This window comes from Halorubrum sp. SP3 (assembly GCF_005435195.1).
Lineage (GTDB): Archaea > Halobacteriota > Halobacteria > Halobacteriales > Haloferacaceae > Halorubrum > Halorubrum sodomense.
The window spans coordinates 177,746-195,158 of record NZ_SGTU01000002.1 but is presented as its reverse complement, the minus strand read 5'-3'; the positions used below and the strand labels follow the sequence as shown (position 1 = coordinate 195,158).

The following is a 17,413-nucleotide window of genomic DNA, read 5'->3' as shown; positions in this document are numbered from 1 at the left end:
TCTGTCACAGGGGTCCAACAGGCCCAAAAAAACCTATATATCAGGTCTCGGTCAATCTCGTGACAAGTGAGTAAGTGACTAAACTATGGAAGAGTCTCAGACAAGGCATGCGGAGGATACTGACACGTTGAACGGTCAATTGTGGATCACGGAATGGATTGAGCGTGGAAAGCGGCGCGTGAAGTCATACGCTGGGGCGAGCGCATTGCTTTTCGGTCTCCCACCGAGTATTGTACTAGCCGCTTATTTGGCGCTTCGCTGGCAGTACATGACCCTTAGTTACCTCTTCAGCTTCGCCGCAGTGTTCCTCATTCTGCTTGTGGCCCCGTACCTGATCTGGTACTACGAGGCGGAACTCCTCCCGACGTTCCGCGACGATGTAACCGGAATTGTGGCCTCCTCGGACCGAACCCAAGCACAGAGTTTGGTAGATCGATACAGCAGTCTGATCGATCGGTACTGGTGGATGACAGCCATCCTCGCGTCAACCCCTATCCCGATTCTGATGGCCCGGGGAGGTCCGTTTCTCCGGGAATATGGCCTCTTCGGTGTCACTGATCCACTGTTTTGGGCGGTATCTGTCGTTCTGCTCTGGATAGGAGCGATTGTGGGTATCGGGTTTTTGTTGGTCGTCGTGACGGTCCTTACTATTCGGAACATCGCTTCCTTAGAACTCCGCATCGATCCCATGTATCCGGACGGACTAGGGGGAATGAGCATCATCGGAAGGTATGCGATTCGAACTACTGGGTTGTTCTCCATCGGCTCGCTACTGCTTCCACTTCAACTACAGTACGCCGCGGTGGTCGGACCACCCGCAGGATCCCTCATCTACGTGATGGGCAGTCTGTACGCCGTTTTCATTGGATTATCGTTTCTCTACCCGACAATCAGGATCAGTCAGCGGGCCAATGAGATTCGTCAGCGGATCCTCGAGAACATACGGGATCAATACGAGGAGCTGAAGCGGACGGCTGGCGAACCACGAGCGGGTGCAGATCTCGCGAACACGGACCCCGTCACCGAACAGAAACTTACCCGACTCAGGAATGAGTATCAGACGTACCAACAGGTGCGGTTGTATCCGCTCCGAGTGTCTATCATCGCCCGGTTGATCGGATCGATAATTCTCCCCCTCCTCTTGATGACGATCGAGTTCTTTCTCCAAACCACAATAATGGGTTAACTGCTGAGTGCTGTCGTGTAGCTACCACGACGATATGATATTCTCACGATTTTCCAGTGGTACAGCAGATCTACGTTGAACGCATCGGGATTACGGGGCAGTTGAACGATCGGTTTGACAAGGTCGACTGAAAGAGACACGATAGTCAGAACATGCCGGCCTATGGAGACTAGTACGTTGTCGGCGAAACGTATCGCAGCTCCTCGGATCCACAAAAGGACGACTTCCACGGGTGGTGCGAGTGGATCGACGAGCATCGCTGATTCCCATCTTGACGACTACTAGAACACCACGCCAGAACACTTTTCACCGGTTCCGCGCCTGATTACACGTAATGGCGACCACTTCCGAGAACGACCGTGCCGACGGGGTGGAGTTCACCTACGAGGGCGATCTCGTGACGGCGCGTGACGTCGAGTCGGGCGTCGCCGCGTCGGGGGAGTCGAAGCCGGTCGCACTCTCTCGGCTCGCGGACGCGCTGACCCTCCACGCCGGCGGCGGCGAGCCGATCGACGACGAGGAGGCGTTCCTGGAGGAGATCGGCGTTGACCCAGACGAGGTCGAGGATGCTGGCGAGCCGCCGTGGGAGTAGTCCGGGATGGTCTATGCGAATTTTGACGGTCGGGAGATCGTGAAGGCACTCCGATCGATGCGGTACCAACCGGTCGGCCGCGAGGGGAGTCACGTGAAGCTCCGGTACGAGCACCCGGAGTCGGACGAGGTTCGCGTGGTGAGTGTTCCGCTCACCGACAGCGACCAGATCTCACAGGACACGTACCGGTCGATCGCCGACCAGTGCGGTGCCGACGACTTTGAGGCGTGGTGTGAGTGGATCGACGAGCTTCTGTGACGGCCGGGAGTGACGGCCGACTTCTAGAACAAGTCGTCAACGAACCCCCTGATTCCGCCCCGATCACGCCGAGGACCTCGTCGGTTCTGCCGTACTAAGTGCTATCTTCCTTTGGAAGTTCGTATGCGATTAGAGGCGACCGGCAAAGAGAACCAGTACAAGTGCTGGCTGACAGACGACGACCTCGAGGCGCTCCGTCGCGCCGCCGGGAGTCACCGCGACGACCTCGTGATACAGCTCGGCGGATTCGTCGGCCTCCGCGCCTTCGAGACCCCCCAGGTCACGCCGAAGCACGTGAATCGGACTCCCGACGGCGACCACTTCCGGCTCCGCGTCCCTAAGGGGAAGGACACGACCGGGAGCGGCGGGAAGCCTCGCGACGCCTACCTCCCGCGGGAGGTCGAGGGCGATCTCCATCGGTACGTCCGCTCGGAGGATGTCGGCCGCCACGAGCCGATCGTCGACCTCTCCGAGAGCGGCGTCCGGGCGGTGGTCAAGCGCACGGCCGAGCGCGCGGCCGAAGCGACGGGCGACGAGGACTTCCGCCACGTGTCGAGCCACGATCTCCGGCGCCGGTTCGCGCAGCGGCTCCTCGTCGATCGGCAGATGGACCCGCGCGTCGTCATGACGGTCGGCGGGTGGGACTCGTTTCAGGCGATCGAGCCATATCTTAATTCACCAACGCCAGATATTGTCAACACTGCGTTTGACGAAGCTGGATTTAGATAAAATTATATAATAATATATAATTTAATCAAGTAGTGTAATAGAAAAGACTTACTTAAATTAGACTACATAATATCACACATGGTTGTCGGTGAAACCTTAACTGGGGGAGCGATATCGGTTGGCGCAGCTATAGCACATGATTCGCGCACCGCTGTACGGCGTCGGGGCGCGCTTAGGAACCTAGTGGAATGACGATTTTAGACCCCATTCTCAGGAGCGTTAGAATACCGAAATTGGGTGGCTGGGGAGTCCCAGCCCACCAATCTCGCCCGGTCGGAGACCGAGCGGGCAGTAGGTGGGCCAACACGGATTTGAACCGCGGACCTCCCGGTTATCAGCCGAGCGCTCAACCTGACTGAGCTATTGGCCCAGGTGAGCGCATTCAATCGTTGCGCGGGTAGGATTTTAAGGGTTTCCTTTCGGCAGCCGGCCGCAGTGTGGCGGTTTCACGGACCGTCGCGACGCCCGTGCGGTCAGTCGGTTCCCTTCCGTTCCTCCTCTTCGACGGTGAAGTCCACGTCGACGACGTCGTCGTCCGTCGACGCGCCGCCGGTGTTCGCGTTCCCCCCGGCGCTCCCGTCGGCGTCGACTGCGTCGCCGCCGTCGAATCCGTCGGGACCGCCCCCGGGTCCGCCGGGGAACCCGCCGCCGCCCATCGAGAAGCCGCCCTCGCCGTCATTCGGGAAGCCGCCGATGTAGACGTTGCCCGAGAAGAAGCCGTCCGTCTCGCGTTCGATGTAGGGAACGACGACGTACTTCTTCAGGGCCATCCGGATCGGGACCCGCGAGAGGGGGAGCGCGAGCAGGAAGCCGACCGCGTCGGTGACGAGCCCCGGCGTGAGCAGGAACGCGCCCGCGGCGATGAGCAGCCCGCCGTCGAGCAGCTCGTCGGTCGGGGGCGTCCCCTGCGCCGCCTTCCGTTGGATGCGCGCGAGGGTGGCGCGCCCCTCGGCGCGCAATAGGAGCATCCCGAGGACGGCCGTCAACACGACCAAGGCGACCGTCGCCGGCCACCCGAGCCGCGTCGCGACCACGATCAGGAACAGCGCGTCCACGAGGGGGACGACGAGCAGCAGCGCGAGCAGCGTTCGCGGGCGCATACCCCCGCCTTCCCGCCGGGCGCCCATAGCCCTTTTCGTCGCGGCCGCCGGTCGGGCGACGTTTCGCGGTCGCTCGTCCCGCGTTCGCCTCCCCCGGCGCCGGTCGCGCCCGCCGCGACCGCCACGGCTTTGCCCGCCCGGTCCGACCCGGCGGTATGGACATCGTCGGCGCGCTCGGCCGCGACCCGCCGGACCGCGAGTCGCTCCCGCGGTGGGTCGCGCCGCTCCCGAAGCGGCTGGAAGACATCGCCTTCCGGTTCGCGTGGGTCATCGTCGCCATCAACCTCGTCGGCACCGCCTTCGGCTTCTGGTACTACCGGTTCCAGTTCCGAGCCCTCCCGACCGAGATGTGGGTATTCATTCCGGACAGCCCCGGAGCGACGCTGCTTATCGCGCTCGCGCTCGGCGCGTGGGCGCTCGGGCGGTCGAGCGACACGCTCGCGACGCTCGCCTTCTTCGGCAACGTCAAACTCGGGCTGTGGACCCCGTACGTCCTCGTCGTCTTCTGGCCGGAGTTCCTCGCGGTCAACGGCCCGGCGCTGTACGCGTTCCTCCTCTTCAGCCACCTCGCGATGGTCGTTCAGGCGCTCGTCCTCCATCGAATCACCGACTTCCCGCTCCGCGCGGTCGCGGTCGCGACCGCGTGGTACACCGCGGACCTGCTGATGGACTACTTCGTCCCCGTGATCGGCAACGTGACTCACACCTCGCTGCCGTACGCCGACGGCGAGCCGTGGTTCACCACGACCGTCCTCCAGGTCGCGGCCGCGGGCGCCGTCGTTCTCACCGTGGTCCCGCTGTTCTGGACGCTCGGCACCCGGATCGCGACCCTCCGAGGCCGCGCGAGCGACCCGGGGACGTAGTCGGGCCGAGACGTATTCGGGTCGCCCCCGACGCCGCGCTCACCGATTTAAGTGACCGGGCCGCCTCGGATCGGTCATGAGCCACTACGATCGGATCGCGGACCTGTCGGTGACGATCGAGTCGGTCGGTCGCCGGCGACACACCGCGAACACGACGAGCGGGTTCGAGCGGACGACCACGGAGTACCGCCTCTCCGGCGACGGCGTCGTCGGTCGGGGCGAGGACGTGACCTACGAGACCGCCGACCACGACGCGCTCGCCGGGACCGACCCGATCGATATCGAGGGAGAGTGGACGATCGACGCGCTGTCGGACCGGCTCGACGAGATCGACCTCTTTCACGGAACCCCGCCGGAGAACGAGACGTCGCGAAACTACCGCCGGTGGGCGGTCGAGAGCGCCGCGCTCGACTTAGCGCTCCGCCAGCGCGAGGAGTCGCTTGGCGACCGGCTCGGCGTCGACCCGGAGCCGGTCAGGTTCGTCGTCTCGACGCGGCTGGGCGACCCGCCCTCGACCGACCGCGTCGAGGCGCTGCTCTCGCGCGACCCCGACCTGGAGTTCAAGCTCGACCCCACCCCGGAGTGGCCCGAGGCGGCGTTCGAGACGCTGCGCGAGACCGACGCCGTGCGCATCCTCGACCTGAAGGGGTGGTACGAGGGGACCGACGTCGACGTCGAGCCCGACCCGGAGCTGTACCGCGACGTGTTCGCGGCGTTCCCGGCCGCGGTCGTTGAGGACCCCGCGTTCACGCCCGCGACGAGCGCGCTCGTCGAGCCGCAGGCCGACCGGCTCTCCTTCGACTACCCGGTCGACGGCGTCGAGAGCCTCGAATCCCTCCCGATCGAGCCGGGTTGGTGTAACATCAAACCGTCGCGGTTCGGCACGCTCGAATCGCTGTTCGAGACGATCGCCCACTGCGAACGGGAGGGGATCGAGCTGTACGGCGGCGGCCAGTTCGAGCTCGCGAGCGGGCGCACGGCGATTCAGACGCTCGCCGCGCTCTGTTACCCGAACGGGCCGAACGACGTGGCGCCGCGGGCGTTCAACGACCCCGACGCCGAGCCGCCGTACCCGAAGAGCCCGCTCCGTCCGAGTCGCGACGCCGTCGGGTTCGAGTTCTGACGGACGCGGCCTCGGCCGGCTTCCGGGATCACTGAGTTACAGCTCGAAGACCAACGAGTCCCCGACTTCGACGCCGTGACGGTCGGTCCACTCGTAGGGAAGTTCGAGCACGTACTGGCCCGAGCCGGGATACCGCTGCGCTTCGCCGTCCTCGTTCGGACCCGGCTCGGGCGCGTTGTGAATTCGCGTAATCGTCCGGTCGCCGTCGACGTAGACGATGTCGATCCCGAAGCTCATCCGACGCATCACGTAGGTGAGCGAGTCTCGGGGCGCGTCGTACACGAACAGCATGCCGCCGTCTTCGGGCAGCGATTCGGCGTCGCTGAGACCCAGAATGCGCTTGTCCCCGGTGTCCGCGATCGCGGCGGTCACCGATCCCCGAGAGTCGCCCTCGGGGCTCTCGACGGTCACGGTCGTCGTCTCGTAGTCGGCGTACGTTCCGGTGGGCCATGCGGTGTCGCCGCCGCCGCCGTCGCCGGTCCCGAGGCAGCCCGCGGCGGCGCCGAGCGTGGCGGCCGCGGTCAGCCCGAGGAGTCGCCGCCGTCTCATGGCCGCGACGAGGGACGCCGGGTACATAAGCGACCGCGTCGGGGTCGCGCCGGGGCGGACCTCGCGGGCGCCCGGCTCGGTCTCTCCGACGCGGCGCAGCTGTCGCCCTCGTGCCGGGAAGGACGCGCTTTTATCGCCGCCGGAGCGTAGCCTGGGACATGGCGAAAGTGAGCATCGGCCTCCGCGGGTGGCGCTTCGAGGAGGACGAGATATTCACCGACGACGAGGAGCTGAAGCCCCTCGACGAGATCCCGGAGGACCCGCGAGAGCGACTCCTGCGGCTCGTCGGCCTCGTCGAGGAGCCCTGCGACGTCTGTTACCTCGACTACGGCGAAGACGAGATCCACCGCTGTAACGAGGCCGAAATCGTCTACGGCGAGCCGGACGGCGAGGTACTCCTCTGTCCCGAGCACGAGCGCGAGCTGCTCTACTGGTTCCGCGAGGCGGGCGGCAGCGACCACAAGGGATCGGTCGAGTTCGCGGACCGCTTCCACGAGTGGGTCGCCGCCGGCAACGAGGCGCCCGAGGGGTACGGCTCCGTCGAGCACGTCGAGGAAGACCCGGACGGGCTGCCGGACCTCCCGGACCAACAGGAGGTCCAGGACCGGCTCGATGAGGGGTTCGACGGCGACCGGATCGACATCCTCGAACTCGCCGGCGAGGAGGACCCCGAGCGCGAGGAACTGACCGAGGCGGACCTCACGGAGTCCGACCTCGACCTCTCGACCGACTACCCGTCGGACCGATGAGCGACGGCGAGGACGGAGACGCGGGCGAGGAAGGAGGCGAGGAAGCGACCGAGGCCGCGGCGGCAGCGAGAGCCGCGGAAACCGCAGAGACGGTGGCCGATCGCCGCAAGCCCGTCGTCGTCGTCGTCGAACCGGAGACGCCGGGGAACGTCGGCACGATCGCACGAGCGATGAAGAACTTCGGCCTCACGGATCTCAAGCTCGTGGATCCGCCCGAGATCGAGGAGGACGGCGAGGCGTACGGCTTCGCCGGCCACGCCCGCGAGGACGTGCTCCCGAACGCCGAGGAGGTCACCTTCGAGGAGGTGGTCGCGAACTACCACACCGTCGGCACCACGGCGATCACCGGCGAGGACGACCGCAGCCACGAGCGGTTCCCGTTCAAGACGCCCGTCGAACTGCGCGAGTCGCTGAAGGCGGTCGACGCCCCCACCGCCATCGTCTTCGGCCGCGAGGGGCGCGGGCTCAACAACGAGGAGCTCTCGCGGCTCGACGAAGTGTGCTCGATCCCGGCCGACGACGACTACCCCGTCTTGAACCTCGGGCAGGCCGCGACGGTCCTCCTGTACGAACTGCGCGATCTCACCGTCGACGAGACCCAGTTACCCGACACCGAGGTGACCCGCGCCCCCGAGGCCGACGTCGAGCGCTTCCACGACTTTTTCGACGAGTTCCTCGCGGCGACCGGGCAACGGGAACACGTCCGCGAGAAGAACGCGCTGCTGATGCGCCGGCTGCTCGGCCGCGCGCACCCCACGGAACGCGAGGTCCACTCGCTGCTCGGCACCTTCCGCAAGGCGAACGCGAAGCTGGAGCACGCCGACCACCTCGCGGCGAAGTACGACGAGCCCCCGTATCCGAAGGAGCAATAGCCGTGTCCCGGTCCGTTCTCGACGAGGACCTGCTGGCCGGCGTACGGGACGTGTCGCCGCTAATGTTAGGGATCGCGCCGTTCGCGCTCGTCGCCGGTATCGCGACGGTCGACGCCGGACTCGGCCTCGCGGAGGCCGTCGGGATGTCCGTGATCGTGTTCGCGGGCGCCTCCCAGCTGGCGGCGCTGGACCTGCTCGGCGAGAACGCGCCCCTCGCGGTCGTCGTCGGCACGGCCGTCGTGATCAACCTCAGAATGCTGATGTACTCGGCGTCTATCGCGCCGCACTTCGCGGAGTACGGGCGGCGGCTCCGAGCGGGGCTCGCGTACCTCCTCACCGACCAGGCGTACGCGCTCTCGGTCGCCGAGTTCGACGAGAACCCCGAGCGCAGTCGGTGGCGCTACTACCTCGGCGCGGCCGCGTCGCTGTGGGTCGTCTGGCAGATCGGCACCGTCGCGGGCGTCGTCCTCGGCGCCGGCGTTCCGGACGCGTGGGGTCTCACCTTCGCGGTCCCGCTCGTGTTCCTCGCGCTACTCGTCCCCGCGATGAAGGATCGCCCGACGACCGTCGCGGGCGTCGCCGGCGGCGCGACGGCGGTCGTCGCAGTCGGCCTCCCGCTCAACCTCGGCCTGCTCGTCGGGGCGCTGTCCGGGATCGCGGCCGGGCTCGTGACGGAGGTGACGGCCTCGTGACCGACGCGGTCGACTCGGGGGCGGTCGCGTCGTGACGGGCGCCCTCGGCGCGGCCGTCGCCTCCCCGCGCGCCTGGGTCGCCATCGTCGCGATCGGCGTCGTCACCTACGCGATCCGGCTCTCCTTCATCCACCTGTTCGGGCGGATCGACGGGGTCCCGGCGCGCGTCCAGCGACCGCTACGGTACGTCCCGCCCGCGGTCCTCGCTGCGCTCGTCCTCCCCGACCTCGTGACGCTGCGCCCGTCGGTCGCCGCGACCCTCCTCGACGAGCGGCTGATCGCCGGCGCCGTCGCCGGCGCGGTCGCGTGGCGGACGGAGAACGTGTTCGCGACCATCGCGACCGGGATGGGAACGCTGTGGCTGTTCCGGTTCGTCGTGTTCGCGTGAGGTGCTGCGGGGCTTCCGACCTCTGGCCAGTCGAACCGGTCCGGTCGGCGCCTCGCGATCGCGAAGGCGGCGACGCCGACGAGGAGCGCGACGGCGAGGGCGCTCTCGACGCTCACGAACCCCCGGACCGACGAGATCGCGTACGAGGCGGCCGCGAGGGCGACGACGGCGTAGCCGACCGCCGCGGCGCCGAGCAGCGCGGGGCGAGCGCCCGGAGCGTTCCAGAGTCGGAGCCACGTCGCCGTCGCGGACGCGCCGCCGACGAGGATGCCGACCGGGAGCCCGACGAGCGCCGAGAACTCGATCCGCAGCGCGAGTAGTTCCGTGACGGCGGCGACCGTGAGCAGGAACGCGCTCACGCCGACACCCACCGTCGCGACGAGTCGCCAGTTCATGCCCTCCTATCGCAGCGCGCGGAGATAAAGCGTCGCGCCGAGACTCGCGGGAGCCGAGATCGGTCGGCTTCGCCGTCGACCCGGGCGGTTCGGTCAGCGCTCGCGCTCGGTCGCCCGCTCTCCGGAGCGCTCGCGCGTCTCGGCGGCGTCGCGGTCGACGGGACGGTCGAACCGCGCCTCGCCGTCGCCTCGGGCCTCGCGCTCGCGGGCGTCCGCCATCCGCTGAGCGCCGTCGGCGAGCGAGTCGAGCGCGGCGAACAGCCGGTACGAGAGGTACGGCCCGACCGAGAGCGCGAGGACGACGACGACGCCGAGCAGGATCTGCGCGGCGATCACGAGCGAGTAAACGAACACGAGCAGGCTCACCGCCGCGAGGACGGCACCGAGCGGCGTGCGGAGGGCCTCGGAGGGCGAGAGCGGGTCGTGCGGCATGGGCCACGCTACCGGCGGCGTTCACTTAAAAATAAACGGACCGTGCGGATGGGCCGCGAGCGCGAACCGGGTCGCGCCCGCGACGCAGGACCGATCAGTCGTCGGCCGGGGCCGCGGAATCGCCGGACGAGACGCCGGTTCCGGGCCCGATATCGATGCCGAGTTCGCCGAGCTTCTCGTCGGGCACGACGCCGTCGACCCAGTCGCGGGTCTCGTAGTACTCGGCCTTCAGCTGGTCGAGCTCGACGAGTTCGCCCTCGCTGGCACCCGTGCCGGGAACCGCGTCCGGGTGCCCCTCGACGAACCGGTTCGGCAGCGTGTCGTCCGCGCCGTCGAAGCCGACGAGGTTGTTGTAGTAGCGTTCGAGGTTGTAGACGCGCTCGCCGGCCTCGAAGAGGTCGTCCTCCGAGAGGTCGCGGCCGGTCATGCCGTTGTACTGGAGCACGTACTCCTCGATCCCCTCCGCGAACGCGCTGAACTTACAGATGTCGAACGAGTCCGACACCGCGTGGAGGTTCTGGAAGGTGGCGGTGAGCTCGCCTTTGCCCTCCCACTCGTACGGGTCGACCTTCTCCGGGATCCCGAGGATCTCGGCGGCCGGCGTGTAGCCGCGCAGGTGGCAGGCGCCGCGGTTGGAGGTCGCGTACGCGATCCCCATGCCCTTCATACAGCGCGGGTCGTACGCGGCCATCGTCTGGCCCTTCACGGAGAGCTTGTTGCCGTGCGCGTCCTTCGCGTCGGCGACGCGCTCCGGCCCCTCCGCGAGGAGGTCGCCGAGGTCCGACGAGCGGTGACCGATCTCGTCGATGAGGTCGATCATCGTCTCGGAGTCGCCCCAGTCGAGGTGGCCGACGCCGTCGAGTTTGCCCTCCTCGCTCATCTCCATCGCCATCGCCATCATGTTGCCGGCCTCGATGGTGTCGATGCCGAGATCGTTACACCGCTGGAGCATCACGGCGATCTCGTCGCGGTCGGAGTGACCCGAGTTCGGGCCCAGCGCCCACGCGGACTCGTACTCGTACGACTCCGTGCGGACGTTCATGTCCTGACCCTTGTGGGTGACGTCGACCTCGACCTCCTTCTTACACGCCACCGGGCAGGAGTGACACGTCGGCTCGTCGACGAGGATGTTCTCGCGGACGTTCTCGCCGGAGACGCGCTCGGCCTCGATGTCGACGCCCTCGGTCTCGTTGTACGCCTCCGTCGAGGTGTACTTCGCGTTCTTCGTCGGGAGCCCGTCCATCTCCTCGGTCGCGTTCATCAGGACGTTGGTCCCGTACATCGAGAGCCCGCCCTCGTTGGGCGCGGTGACGTCGGACTCGCGGATGACCTCCATCGCCTGCTGGTAGCCCTCCTGGAACGTCTCGGGGTCGGCGGGCTTGGGCATGTCGGTGCCCGACTTCACGACGACCGCCTTCACGTTCTTCGCGCCCATCACGGCGCCGGTGCCGCCGCGGCCCGAGGCGCGGTCGTCCTCGTTGATCACGCAGCCGTACCGCACCTGGTTCTCGCCGCCCTGTCCGATCGCCATCACGGAGACGTTGCGACCGACCTTCCCGTCGACCTCCTCGCCGATCTGGTCGATCGTGTCGTGGACGCCCTGGCCCCAGAGGTGGGAGGCGTCGCGTACCTCGACGTCGCCGTCCTCGACGAACAGGTAGACCGGCTCGTCGCTCTCGCCGTCGAGCAGGATACCGTCGAGCCCGGCCCACTTGAGCCGCGCGCCGGACCAGCCGCCGTGATGCGAGTCGGTGACGGTCCCCGTCAGCGGGGACTTCGTCACTAAGGCGATCCGGCCGCTCATCACGGTCTGGGTCCCCGTGAGCGGCCCGGTCATGAACGCGAGTCTGTTCTCCGGTCCCAGCGGGTCCACGTCGGGCCCCTTGTCGAAGACGTACTTGACGCCAAGCCCGCGCGCGCCGATGTACTTCTCCGCGTCCTCGTCGTCGATCCCGCGGTAGCTGACCTCGCCACCGCCGAGATCGACTTGTGCCACTCGGTCTCTGTAGCCGCCCATTTCAGTCATGTAATGCTCGTTCATTATAGAGGGACCACAGCGTGTTATGTGTTCACCCCTCGATGAAACCGATACCCATTACGCGATCGGACGAGGTCGGCGGCGACGTTCGGCCGCGGAACGACCTGGGCGGCACCGGGTTCTCAACGCGGTCGATACTCGATACCCGTTGACCCGCCGGCCGGTTAGACGATCCGAACGCCTCCGGTCACCGTGCCCGTCTCGGCGCGTCGGATCGGGGACGGGTCGACCTCGAGTGACCGCCGAAGCCGCCCGTCTGTGACCGGATCCGCTTGATCGGCGAGCCCGATCGCGGTCGGCGTCTCGTGTCGAGCGCGCCGCCGTCACCCGAGGCAATCGGCCCCGTCGGAGTCACCGAACCGGGGTAATCGGCCCCGTCGGAGTCACCGAACCGGGGTAATCGGGACCGCCGAGATGGCCGGTTAGCCCGACGCGCGAAAGGTCCGCGTGGTGTCCCTGTCGCCCCGGACGATGTCGACCTCGACGAGGCCGAGCGAGGTGAAGATGCGGCTCCAGTCCCGGTAGTACAGCGGCGTGTCGCCGTCGACGTAGTTCACGTCCGGTTCGGACGACGACCCGCGGACCGGCCCCTCGATCTCGCCCGTGACGAGGACGTCGTCGGTGATTCGGGCGATCTCCTCGAACACCCACTCGACGTCGGGATGGAGGTGTTGGAGCGTTTCGACCGAGTAGACCGCGTCGAACTGTCCGTCGTCGAACTCCCCGACGAGGTCCTCTACCGGGGCGCAGTAGAAGGTTCCGTCGGCTGCGAGGTCGGGGTAGGTCTCCCGCATCGTGTCGAACGCCTCGGCGTTGATGTCGACGCCCGAGAGGTCCTCGAAGCCGTGGTCGGCCAAGTGTTCGAGGTGGCGACCGGAACCGCACCCGAGTTCGAGGATCGCCGCGTCGCGGTCGAGGAACTCGTCGAGGCTCTCGCGGATCACCGCGCTCGTCTCGTTCGGCCCGTAATGGGCGTAGTACGCCGGTGAGTATTCGCCCGCCCGGTTCGTCCACGTGTCTCGGACGGAGTCTGGTTCCACGTGTGTGAACGGACGCAAAGATGTAAAACGCCGTCGACAGCCTCCGATCGGAGAACTGACATCTCCCTCTCGGTCCCGCCGCCTCGCGTCGGCCGGTCAGGACGTGGACCGACGTATCGCTGAAGCCGGCGTCTGTCGGGGAGAGACGCCTTCGAAGACGTCTCCACCCGATCTTCGAATTCCCCGGAGTCGTGACGCATAATTGCCCGCGAGTCGAACCGACGGCGTGAGCGATCCGAACGGTCGAAGCCGACCGACCCGACGCGACCGGGAGATCCGACGCGACCGAGCGAGAGCGCTCGCGGTGTCGCTCGCGCTGTTCGTCGGATCGGTGGTCCCGGTCCCTCTGGAATCGCCCGGGGGAGGCGGAGGCGCTTTCGACCGGATTCTCGACGCTCTCCCCGCCGGAGTCGGCCTCACCGATCCGTTTCACCTCGTCGGGTACGCGGTCCTCGCCGCCCTGCTCGTTCCGGTGACGCGAGGGAGGCGGCTCGCGGGTGTCCTCGCGGTGGTCGGCGCGGTCGCGTTCGGCTTCGGGATCGAACTCGTTCAGGCGCCGATCCCGTGGCGCTCGTTCGCGTGGCGCGACGCCGGTGTCAACGCGGTCGGGGCGGTGGGCGGGGGAGTGATCGCGGTCGTTCGCCGGAGCGTGTCATCGACGAACGACCGCGACGGCGATCGCTAGCGGGGTCGGTGTGTACTCCTCGCCGGCGTCAGTTGCCCGGCGGACCGACACGACCGCGACCGCGCCCTCGGCCACGTTCTCGCACGGTCGCCGTCACGTCGGCGTTGAGCCGAGAGCGCTCGAAGTAGATGTGGTCGAACTCGCTCGACTCGTACTCGGCGTAGAGGTTAAGCGGGATCTCGTCGCCGTCGTCCGCGTCTTCGATCGTGTCCGCCAAGTCGCCGTCGTCGACACGGACGACGAGGGTCTCGTCGCCCTCGCCGAAGGCGACGTGCTCCGCGTCGAGGTGGTCACCCTCCGGCGTCCACACGGCGACGGTGTCCTCGGCGACCGACCGGACGTCGTCGGGCGCGTCGAACTGCGTGACCACCTTGCCGTTCCCGTCGACGGTCACCGACGCGTCGGGGAGGTCTCGGTCGACGCGCTGCATCCGGCCTTCGACGGTCGGCGCGATCGTCTCCCGGGGTTCTAGGTAGTCGACGACGGTCGTCGCCTGAAGTTCGCCCGTGTCGTCGATCACGGGCTTGTCCTCCAGCGGGTACCCGCTCCCGCCGTTGGCGATGAAGCTGTTGACGGCGACCTCGTACGTCTCGTCGAGGTCGAGCGGCTCGCCGCCGACGTACACGTCACGGATCAGTTCGTCGGCGTCCTCGTGGGGCACCCACTCGAAGCGAAGGCCGCTGGTCTGCTGGGAGATCTCCTCGCCGAAGCTCTGTCCGGTGGCGCTCTCCAGCGTGACGACCTGGCTCTCCAGCGTCTCGACGAGCTCCTCGCCGGTGAGCTCCAGCGAAACGACAGTGTTCGGGAACGGAAGGGTGTTGAAGATGTCCCCGCCGGTAATCTCGCCGGGGCCGTACACCGAGTCCGAGCGGATGCCGCCCGCGTTCGTGATCGCGACGTCGGCGTCGGTCCGCTCGCGCATCGCGTCGGTGATCAGGTTGCCGTAGTTGGTCTCGCGGTGGTAGTTCGAGGAGAACGTGGCGTCGAGTGGCACCGCCGATTCCACGACCGGCGAGTCGAGGCTCACCTCCGCGCGGTACTCGTTGATGATCCGCGAGGCGTCGGGGTCCTTCTCGATGTCGTCCGTGACCTCGAGTAGATCCCCCTCCCACGAGGTCACCGACCCGTCTTCGACCGTCAGCTCGATCTCGCTGAGGTAGTTCGCCCGTGCCTCCGCCTCCGAGACGATCGTCCCGCTCTGTTCCGTGGGCCGGTACACGATTTCGTCGTCCCCGACCACGAGGACGTCGATGTCGTCGTCGGTGTCGGCCTCGGCGAGCGCCTCAGCGTCGGGGACGCCCGTGTGCGCGAGCGCGACGACGACATCGACGCCCTCCTCCTCTCTGAGTCGCTTCGCCTCGGCCGGACCGGTCTCGGTGTAGTCCTCGATGGTGATTCCCTCTGCCTCGAAGTCGATGTTCGTCTTGCCGGTCGTCGCGCCCTTGTCGGCGAGTCCGATGATACCGACCCTGACGCCGCCGCGCTCAACGATGTGATTCGACTTCGTCCCGTCGAAGGCCTCGCCGGTCTCGCTGTCCACGAGGTTCGTCGCCAGCCAGGGGAACTTAGAGTCGGCCGTGACGTCCGAGATGGCGTCGAGCCCGTAGTCGAACTCGTGGTTACCGATCACGTCCGCGTCGGGCTGAACGCCGTTGAGTACGTCGACCGGCGCGCGCCACTGCGAGATGGGGCTGAGAGCGTGCGGGCCGATCTGATCGCCGCCGCCGACCACGACGACCGGGCCGTCGGCCGCCGCCCGGCGCTGTTCGATGAGCGTCACCAGCCGCGGGAAGTCCTTGTCCTCTGCGGCGGCCGTCTGAACGTCGTTGTACGATAGCAGCGTCAGCGTCGTCGGTCCGTCGTCGTCTGCGGCCGTCGTAGACCCCGAGACCAGCGATCCGCCGAGAACGATTCCACCCGCACGCAGCACCTCACGCCGTCCGTAGTCACGGTCTCGTGACATCGATTTCTTTGACTTAGCGATACTTATAAAATCTTTCTGTGAATCGGTATGTATTTATCAATATATCTCTCTTGAGAAGGTTTCCCGAACGGTCGGTCCGGGTTCCGCGGGTGAGGCTCTGGCGTCCTAGTCGCCGGATCCCGCTGGCGAGCGACCCCGCGATGACGACACGGCTTTACGCGCTCGCCCGCTCCTCTCAACAATGAGCCGGACGAGCCCCGAGGCGTACGAGCAGGGGCGCGGGATGGACGCGCACAACGCCGTGATGCGCGACATCCGCGCCGAGCGCTCGGAGACGTACGACCCGACGGAGCCCACCCGCGTCTGGATCGACGAGGACAACACGCCCGACGGCGTCGTGAACTCCCTCACGATCATCCTGAACACCGGCGGCTGCCGGTGGGCCCGCGCCGGCGGCTGTACGATGTGCGGCTACGTCGCCGAGTCGGTCGAGGGCGGCAGCGTCGCCCACGAGGACCTCATGACGCAGGTCGACGCGTGTCTCGACCACGAGGCCGAGGAGACCGACGAGCCGGCCGATCTGATCAAGATCTACACGTCCGGCTCCTTCCTTGACGAGCGCGAGGTGCCGGCGGAGACCCGCCGGGCGATCGCGGAGACGTTCGCGGACCGCGACCGGATTGTCGTCGAGTCCCTGCCGGACTTCGTCGACCGCGAGAAGGTCGCGGACTTCGCGGACCACGGGATCGCCACCGACGTGGCGGTCGGGTTAGAGACCGCGACCGACCGCGTCCGTCACGACTGCGTGAACAAGTACTTCGACTTCGCAGACTTCGAGGACGCCTGCGCCGAGGCGGCCGCCGCGGACGACGAGTTCGACGCCGACGTGGGGATCAAGGCGTACCTGCTCATGAAGCCGCCCTTCCTCGCGGAGCCGGAGGCGGCCGCCGACATGGTCGACTCGATCCGCCGCTGCGCCGACGTCGACGGCTGCCACACCGTCTCGATGAACCCCACGAACGTCCAGCGGTACACGATGGTCGACGAGCTGTTCTTCGAGGGGGGCTACCGCCCGCCGTGGCTCTGGTCGGTCGCCCACGTCCTGGAATCGACCGCCGACGTCGACGCCATCGTCGTCTCCGATCCCGTCGGCCACGGCTCCGACCGCGGCGCGCACAACTGCGGCGAGTGCGACGACCGCGTCCAGACCGCGATCAAGGACTTCGATAAACGGCAGGACCCGAGCGTCTTCGAGCAGGTGTCCTGCGAGTGCGAGGCCACCTGGGAGCACGTGATGGACGAGGAGACGAGCTACAACATGCCGCTGGCGCGGTAGCTCCCGTTCGACGGAAACGCCGAGGAAAACAGCCGGATCCACCGGAAACGATCCAGCCGAATTCCGATCACCATTTTTCTACTTTTAGAAACGAATGATCCGTTTTGTCCCGATTCGCGTGACGAGTACGCGTGACACTCCCGAACATACTGAACGATCAGGTCGAAAAAGACCCTTATAGCTCCGGGCCCTCCCTTCGAACATGAACGCAGACGCCAGCGGTTCCCCGCCCTCCCGCGGGAAGTCGGTCCTCTTCTGTGCGGAGTGTCGCTTCGAGAGCGCCCTGTCGGACGGGTGGCTCGTCGTCAGCGACGGCGACGAGCGCACCGTCGTCTGTCCGGAGTGCGGCCACGTGGCCGACCACCGACCCGAGCGGTCCGCGCCGGCGCCGCAGCACGCCGACTAGTCGCCGTCGACCACGCGGACCGACCCGCCCCGTCACGTCTATCCGGCCCAATTACC

At 67.0% G+C, this 17,413-nt stretch carries 20 protein-coding genes and 1 tRNA gene; 14 read left to right on the top strand and 7 right to left on the bottom strand.

The window, feature by feature from the left end; genetic code table 11:
* The first annotated feature begins 268 nt into the window (after positions 1-268).
* The 4 genes from EXE42_RS02355 (at position 269) to EXE42_RS02340 (ending at position 2,765) form a co-directional block, all read left to right on the top strand.
* Positions 269-1,186 carry a hypothetical protein gene (locus tag EXE42_RS02355; protein ID WP_137705816.1) on the top strand — a complete coding sequence of 306 codons (918 nt, stop codon included), beginning with the start codon at positions 269-271 and terminating at the stop codon, positions 1,184-1,186.
* 334 nt (positions 1,187-1,520) lie between these two features.
* Positions 1,521-1,778 (top strand): hypothetical protein, encoded by a 258-nt coding sequence (locus EXE42_RS02350; protein WP_092923017.1) that lies wholly within the window; start codon positions 1,521-1,523, stop codon positions 1,776-1,778.
* 6 nt (positions 1,779-1,784) lie between these two features.
* Entirely contained in the window at positions 1,785-2,036 is a 252-nt protein-coding gene (locus EXE42_RS02345) for a type II toxin-antitoxin system HicA family toxin (RefSeq protein ID WP_092923014.1), read from the top strand.
* A 123-nt stretch (positions 2,037-2,159) separates the two neighbouring features.
* Entirely contained in the window at positions 2,160-2,765 is a 606-nt protein-coding gene (locus EXE42_RS02340) for a site-specific integrase (protein WP_137693220.1), read from the top strand.
* A gap of 296 nt (positions 2,766-3,061) precedes the next feature.
* Here the strand turns inward: EXE42_RS02340 and EXE42_RS02335 are convergent.
* A tRNA-Ile gene (locus EXE42_RS02335) sits at positions 3,062-3,135 on the bottom strand.
* A 103-nt stretch (positions 3,136-3,238) separates the two neighbouring features.
* On the bottom strand, positions 3,239-3,865 hold the full coding sequence (locus tag EXE42_RS02330; RefSeq protein ID WP_137693221.1) for an FxsA family protein: 627 nt from the start codon (positions 3,863-3,865) through the stop codon (positions 3,239-3,241).
* Positions 3,866-4,020: 155 nt separating this feature from the next.
* Between EXE42_RS02330 and EXE42_RS02325 the strand changes: the two genes are divergently transcribed.
* Together EXE42_RS02325 and EXE42_RS02320 are read left to right on the top strand one after the other, a co-directional pair.
* Complete coding sequence (locus EXE42_RS02325; protein WP_137693222.1) at positions 4,021-4,728, top strand: DUF1405 domain-containing protein; 708 nt, start codon at positions 4,021-4,023, stop codon at positions 4,726-4,728.
* Positions 4,729-4,804: 76 nt separating this feature from the next.
* A complete protein-coding gene (locus EXE42_RS02320) occupies positions 4,805-5,851 on the top strand; it encodes a hypothetical protein (RefSeq protein WP_092923002.1) in 1,047 nt (348 codons plus the stop codon).
* 36 nt (positions 5,852-5,887) lie between these two features.
* On the opposite strand, the gene EXE42_RS02315 is transcribed toward EXE42_RS02320, so the two are convergent.
* Entirely contained in the window at positions 5,888-6,400 is a 513-nt protein-coding gene (locus EXE42_RS02315; RefSeq protein WP_092922999.1) for a DUF192 domain-containing protein, read from the bottom strand.
* A gap of 158 nt (positions 6,401-6,558) precedes the next feature.
* On the opposite strand from EXE42_RS02315, the gene EXE42_RS02310 reads away from it, so the two are divergent.
* Genes EXE42_RS02310 through EXE42_RS20995 form a run of 5 tightly spaced genes read left to right on the top strand, consistent with a single transcriptional unit; the run spans position 6,559 to position 9,421 of the window.
* Complete coding sequence (locus EXE42_RS02310; protein ID WP_137693224.1) at positions 6,559-7,149, top strand: hypothetical protein; 591 nt, start codon at positions 6,559-6,561, stop codon at positions 7,147-7,149.
* On the top strand, positions 7,146-8,021 hold the full coding sequence (locus EXE42_RS02305) for an RNA methyltransferase (protein WP_137693225.1): 876 nt from the start codon (positions 7,146-7,148) through the stop codon (positions 8,019-8,021). The genes EXE42_RS02310 and EXE42_RS02305 overlap by 4 nt, the downstream gene beginning before the upstream one ends.
* 2 nt (positions 8,022-8,023) lie before the next feature.
* Positions 8,024-8,713 carry an AzlC family ABC transporter permease gene (locus tag EXE42_RS02300; RefSeq protein ID WP_092922990.1) on the top strand — a complete coding sequence of 230 codons (690 nt, stop codon included), beginning with the start codon at positions 8,024-8,026 and terminating at the stop codon, positions 8,711-8,713.
* Between the two features lie 31 nt (positions 8,714-8,744).
* Entirely contained in the window at positions 8,745-9,101 is a 357-nt protein-coding gene (locus EXE42_RS02295) for an AzlD domain-containing protein (RefSeq protein ID WP_092922987.1), read from the top strand.
* Complete coding sequence (locus EXE42_RS20995; RefSeq protein ID WP_394347991.1) at positions 9,098-9,421, top strand: hypothetical protein; 324 nt, start codon at positions 9,098-9,100, stop codon at positions 9,419-9,421. Before EXE42_RS02295 ends, EXE42_RS20995 begins: the two co-directional genes overlap by 4 nt.
* A gap of 168 nt (positions 9,422-9,589) precedes the next feature.
* Here the strand turns inward: EXE42_RS20995 and EXE42_RS02285 are convergent, their stop codons facing one another.
* The 3 genes from EXE42_RS02285 to EXE42_RS02275 form a co-directional block, all read right to left on the bottom strand.
* Positions 9,590-9,928, bottom strand: a complete 339-nt coding sequence (locus EXE42_RS02285) for a hypothetical protein (protein ID WP_092922981.1) — start codon at positions 9,926-9,928, stop codon at positions 9,590-9,592.
* Between the two features lie 94 nt (positions 9,929-10,022).
* Entirely contained in the window at positions 10,023-11,954 is a 1,932-nt protein-coding gene (locus EXE42_RS02280) for an aldehyde ferredoxin oxidoreductase family protein (protein WP_092922978.1), read from the bottom strand.
* Positions 11,955-12,388: 434 nt separating this feature from the next.
* Entirely contained in the window at positions 12,389-13,006 is a 618-nt protein-coding gene (locus EXE42_RS02275; protein ID WP_137705815.1) for a bifunctional 2-polyprenyl-6-hydroxyphenol methylase/3-demethylubiquinol 3-O-methyltransferase UbiG, read from the bottom strand.
* Positions 13,007-13,232: 226 nt separating this feature from the next.
* Here EXE42_RS02275 and EXE42_RS02270 point away from each other — a divergent pair, with 226 nt between their 5' ends.
* Entirely contained in the window at positions 13,233-13,691 is a 459-nt protein-coding gene (locus tag EXE42_RS02270) for a VanZ family protein (RefSeq protein WP_137693227.1), read from the top strand.
* Positions 13,692-13,719: 28 nt separating this feature from the next.
* On the opposite strand, the gene EXE42_RS02265 is transcribed toward EXE42_RS02270, so the two are convergent.
* Complete coding sequence (locus EXE42_RS02265) at positions 13,720-15,621, bottom strand: bifunctional UDP-sugar hydrolase/5'-nucleotidase (protein ID WP_137693348.1); 1,902 nt, start codon at positions 15,619-15,621, stop codon at positions 13,720-13,722.
* 235 nt (positions 15,622-15,856) lie between these two features.
* Here EXE42_RS02265 and EXE42_RS02260 point away from each other — a divergent pair, with 235 nt between their 5' ends.
* Positions 15,857-16,951, top strand: coding sequence for an archaeosine biosynthesis radical SAM protein RaSEA (locus tag EXE42_RS02260; protein ID WP_092922972.1), 1,095 nt, complete (start codon positions 15,857-15,859; stop codon positions 16,949-16,951).
* 202 nt (positions 16,952-17,153) lie between these two features.
* A complete protein-coding gene (locus tag EXE42_RS02255; protein ID WP_092922969.1) occupies positions 17,154-17,357 on the top strand; it encodes a hypothetical protein in 204 nt (67 codons plus the stop codon).
* The last annotated feature ends 56 nt before the right edge of the window (positions 17,358-17,413 follow it).

Excerpts from the sequence above, each read along its gene's own strand:
- EXE42_RS02355 (WP_137705816.1), top strand. The coding sequence starts at position 269 with ATGACCCTTAGTTACCTCTTCAGCTTCGCCGCAGTGTTCCTCATTCTG.
- EXE42_RS02350 (WP_092923017.1), top strand. The coding sequence starts at position 1,521 with ATGGCGACCACTTCCGAGAACGACCGTGCCGACGGGGTGGAGTTCACC.
- EXE42_RS02345 (WP_092923014.1), top strand. The coding sequence starts at position 1,785 with ATGGTCTATGCGAATTTTGACGGTCGGGAGATCGTGAAGGCACTCCGA.
- EXE42_RS02340 (WP_137693220.1), top strand. The coding sequence starts at position 2,160 with ATGCGATTAGAGGCGACCGGCAAAGAGAACCAGTACAAGTGCTGGCTG.
- EXE42_RS02330 (WP_137693221.1), bottom strand. The coding sequence starts at position 3,865 with ATGCGCCCGCGAACGCTGCTCGCGCTGCTGCTCGTCGTCCCCCTCGTG.
- EXE42_RS02325 (WP_137693222.1), top strand. The coding sequence starts at position 4,021 with ATGGACATCGTCGGCGCGCTCGGCCGCGACCCGCCGGACCGCGAGTCG.
- EXE42_RS02320 (WP_092923002.1), top strand. The coding sequence starts at position 4,805 with ATGAGCCACTACGATCGGATCGCGGACCTGTCGGTGACGATCGAGTCG.
- EXE42_RS02315 (WP_092922999.1), bottom strand. The coding sequence starts at position 6,400 with ATGAGACGGCGGCGACTCCTCGGGCTGACCGCGGCCGCCACGCTCGGC.
- EXE42_RS02310 (WP_137693224.1), top strand. The coding sequence starts at position 6,559 with ATGGCGAAAGTGAGCATCGGCCTCCGCGGGTGGCGCTTCGAGGAGGAC.
- EXE42_RS02305 (WP_137693225.1), top strand. The coding sequence starts at position 7,146 with ATGAGCGACGGCGAGGACGGAGACGCGGGCGAGGAAGGAGGCGAGGAA.
- EXE42_RS02285 (WP_092922981.1), bottom strand. The coding sequence starts at position 9,928 with ATGCCGCACGACCCGCTCTCGCCCTCCGAGGCCCTCCGCACGCCGCTC.
- EXE42_RS02280 (WP_092922978.1), bottom strand. The coding sequence starts at position 11,954 with ATGACTGAAATGGGCGGCTACAGAGACCGAGTGGCACAAGTCGATCTC.
- EXE42_RS02260 (WP_092922972.1), top strand. The coding sequence starts at position 15,857 with ATGAGCCGGACGAGCCCCGAGGCGTACGAGCAGGGGCGCGGGATGGAC.
- EXE42_RS02255 (WP_092922969.1), top strand. The coding sequence starts at position 17,154 with ATGAACGCAGACGCCAGCGGTTCCCCGCCCTCCCGCGGGAAGTCGGTC.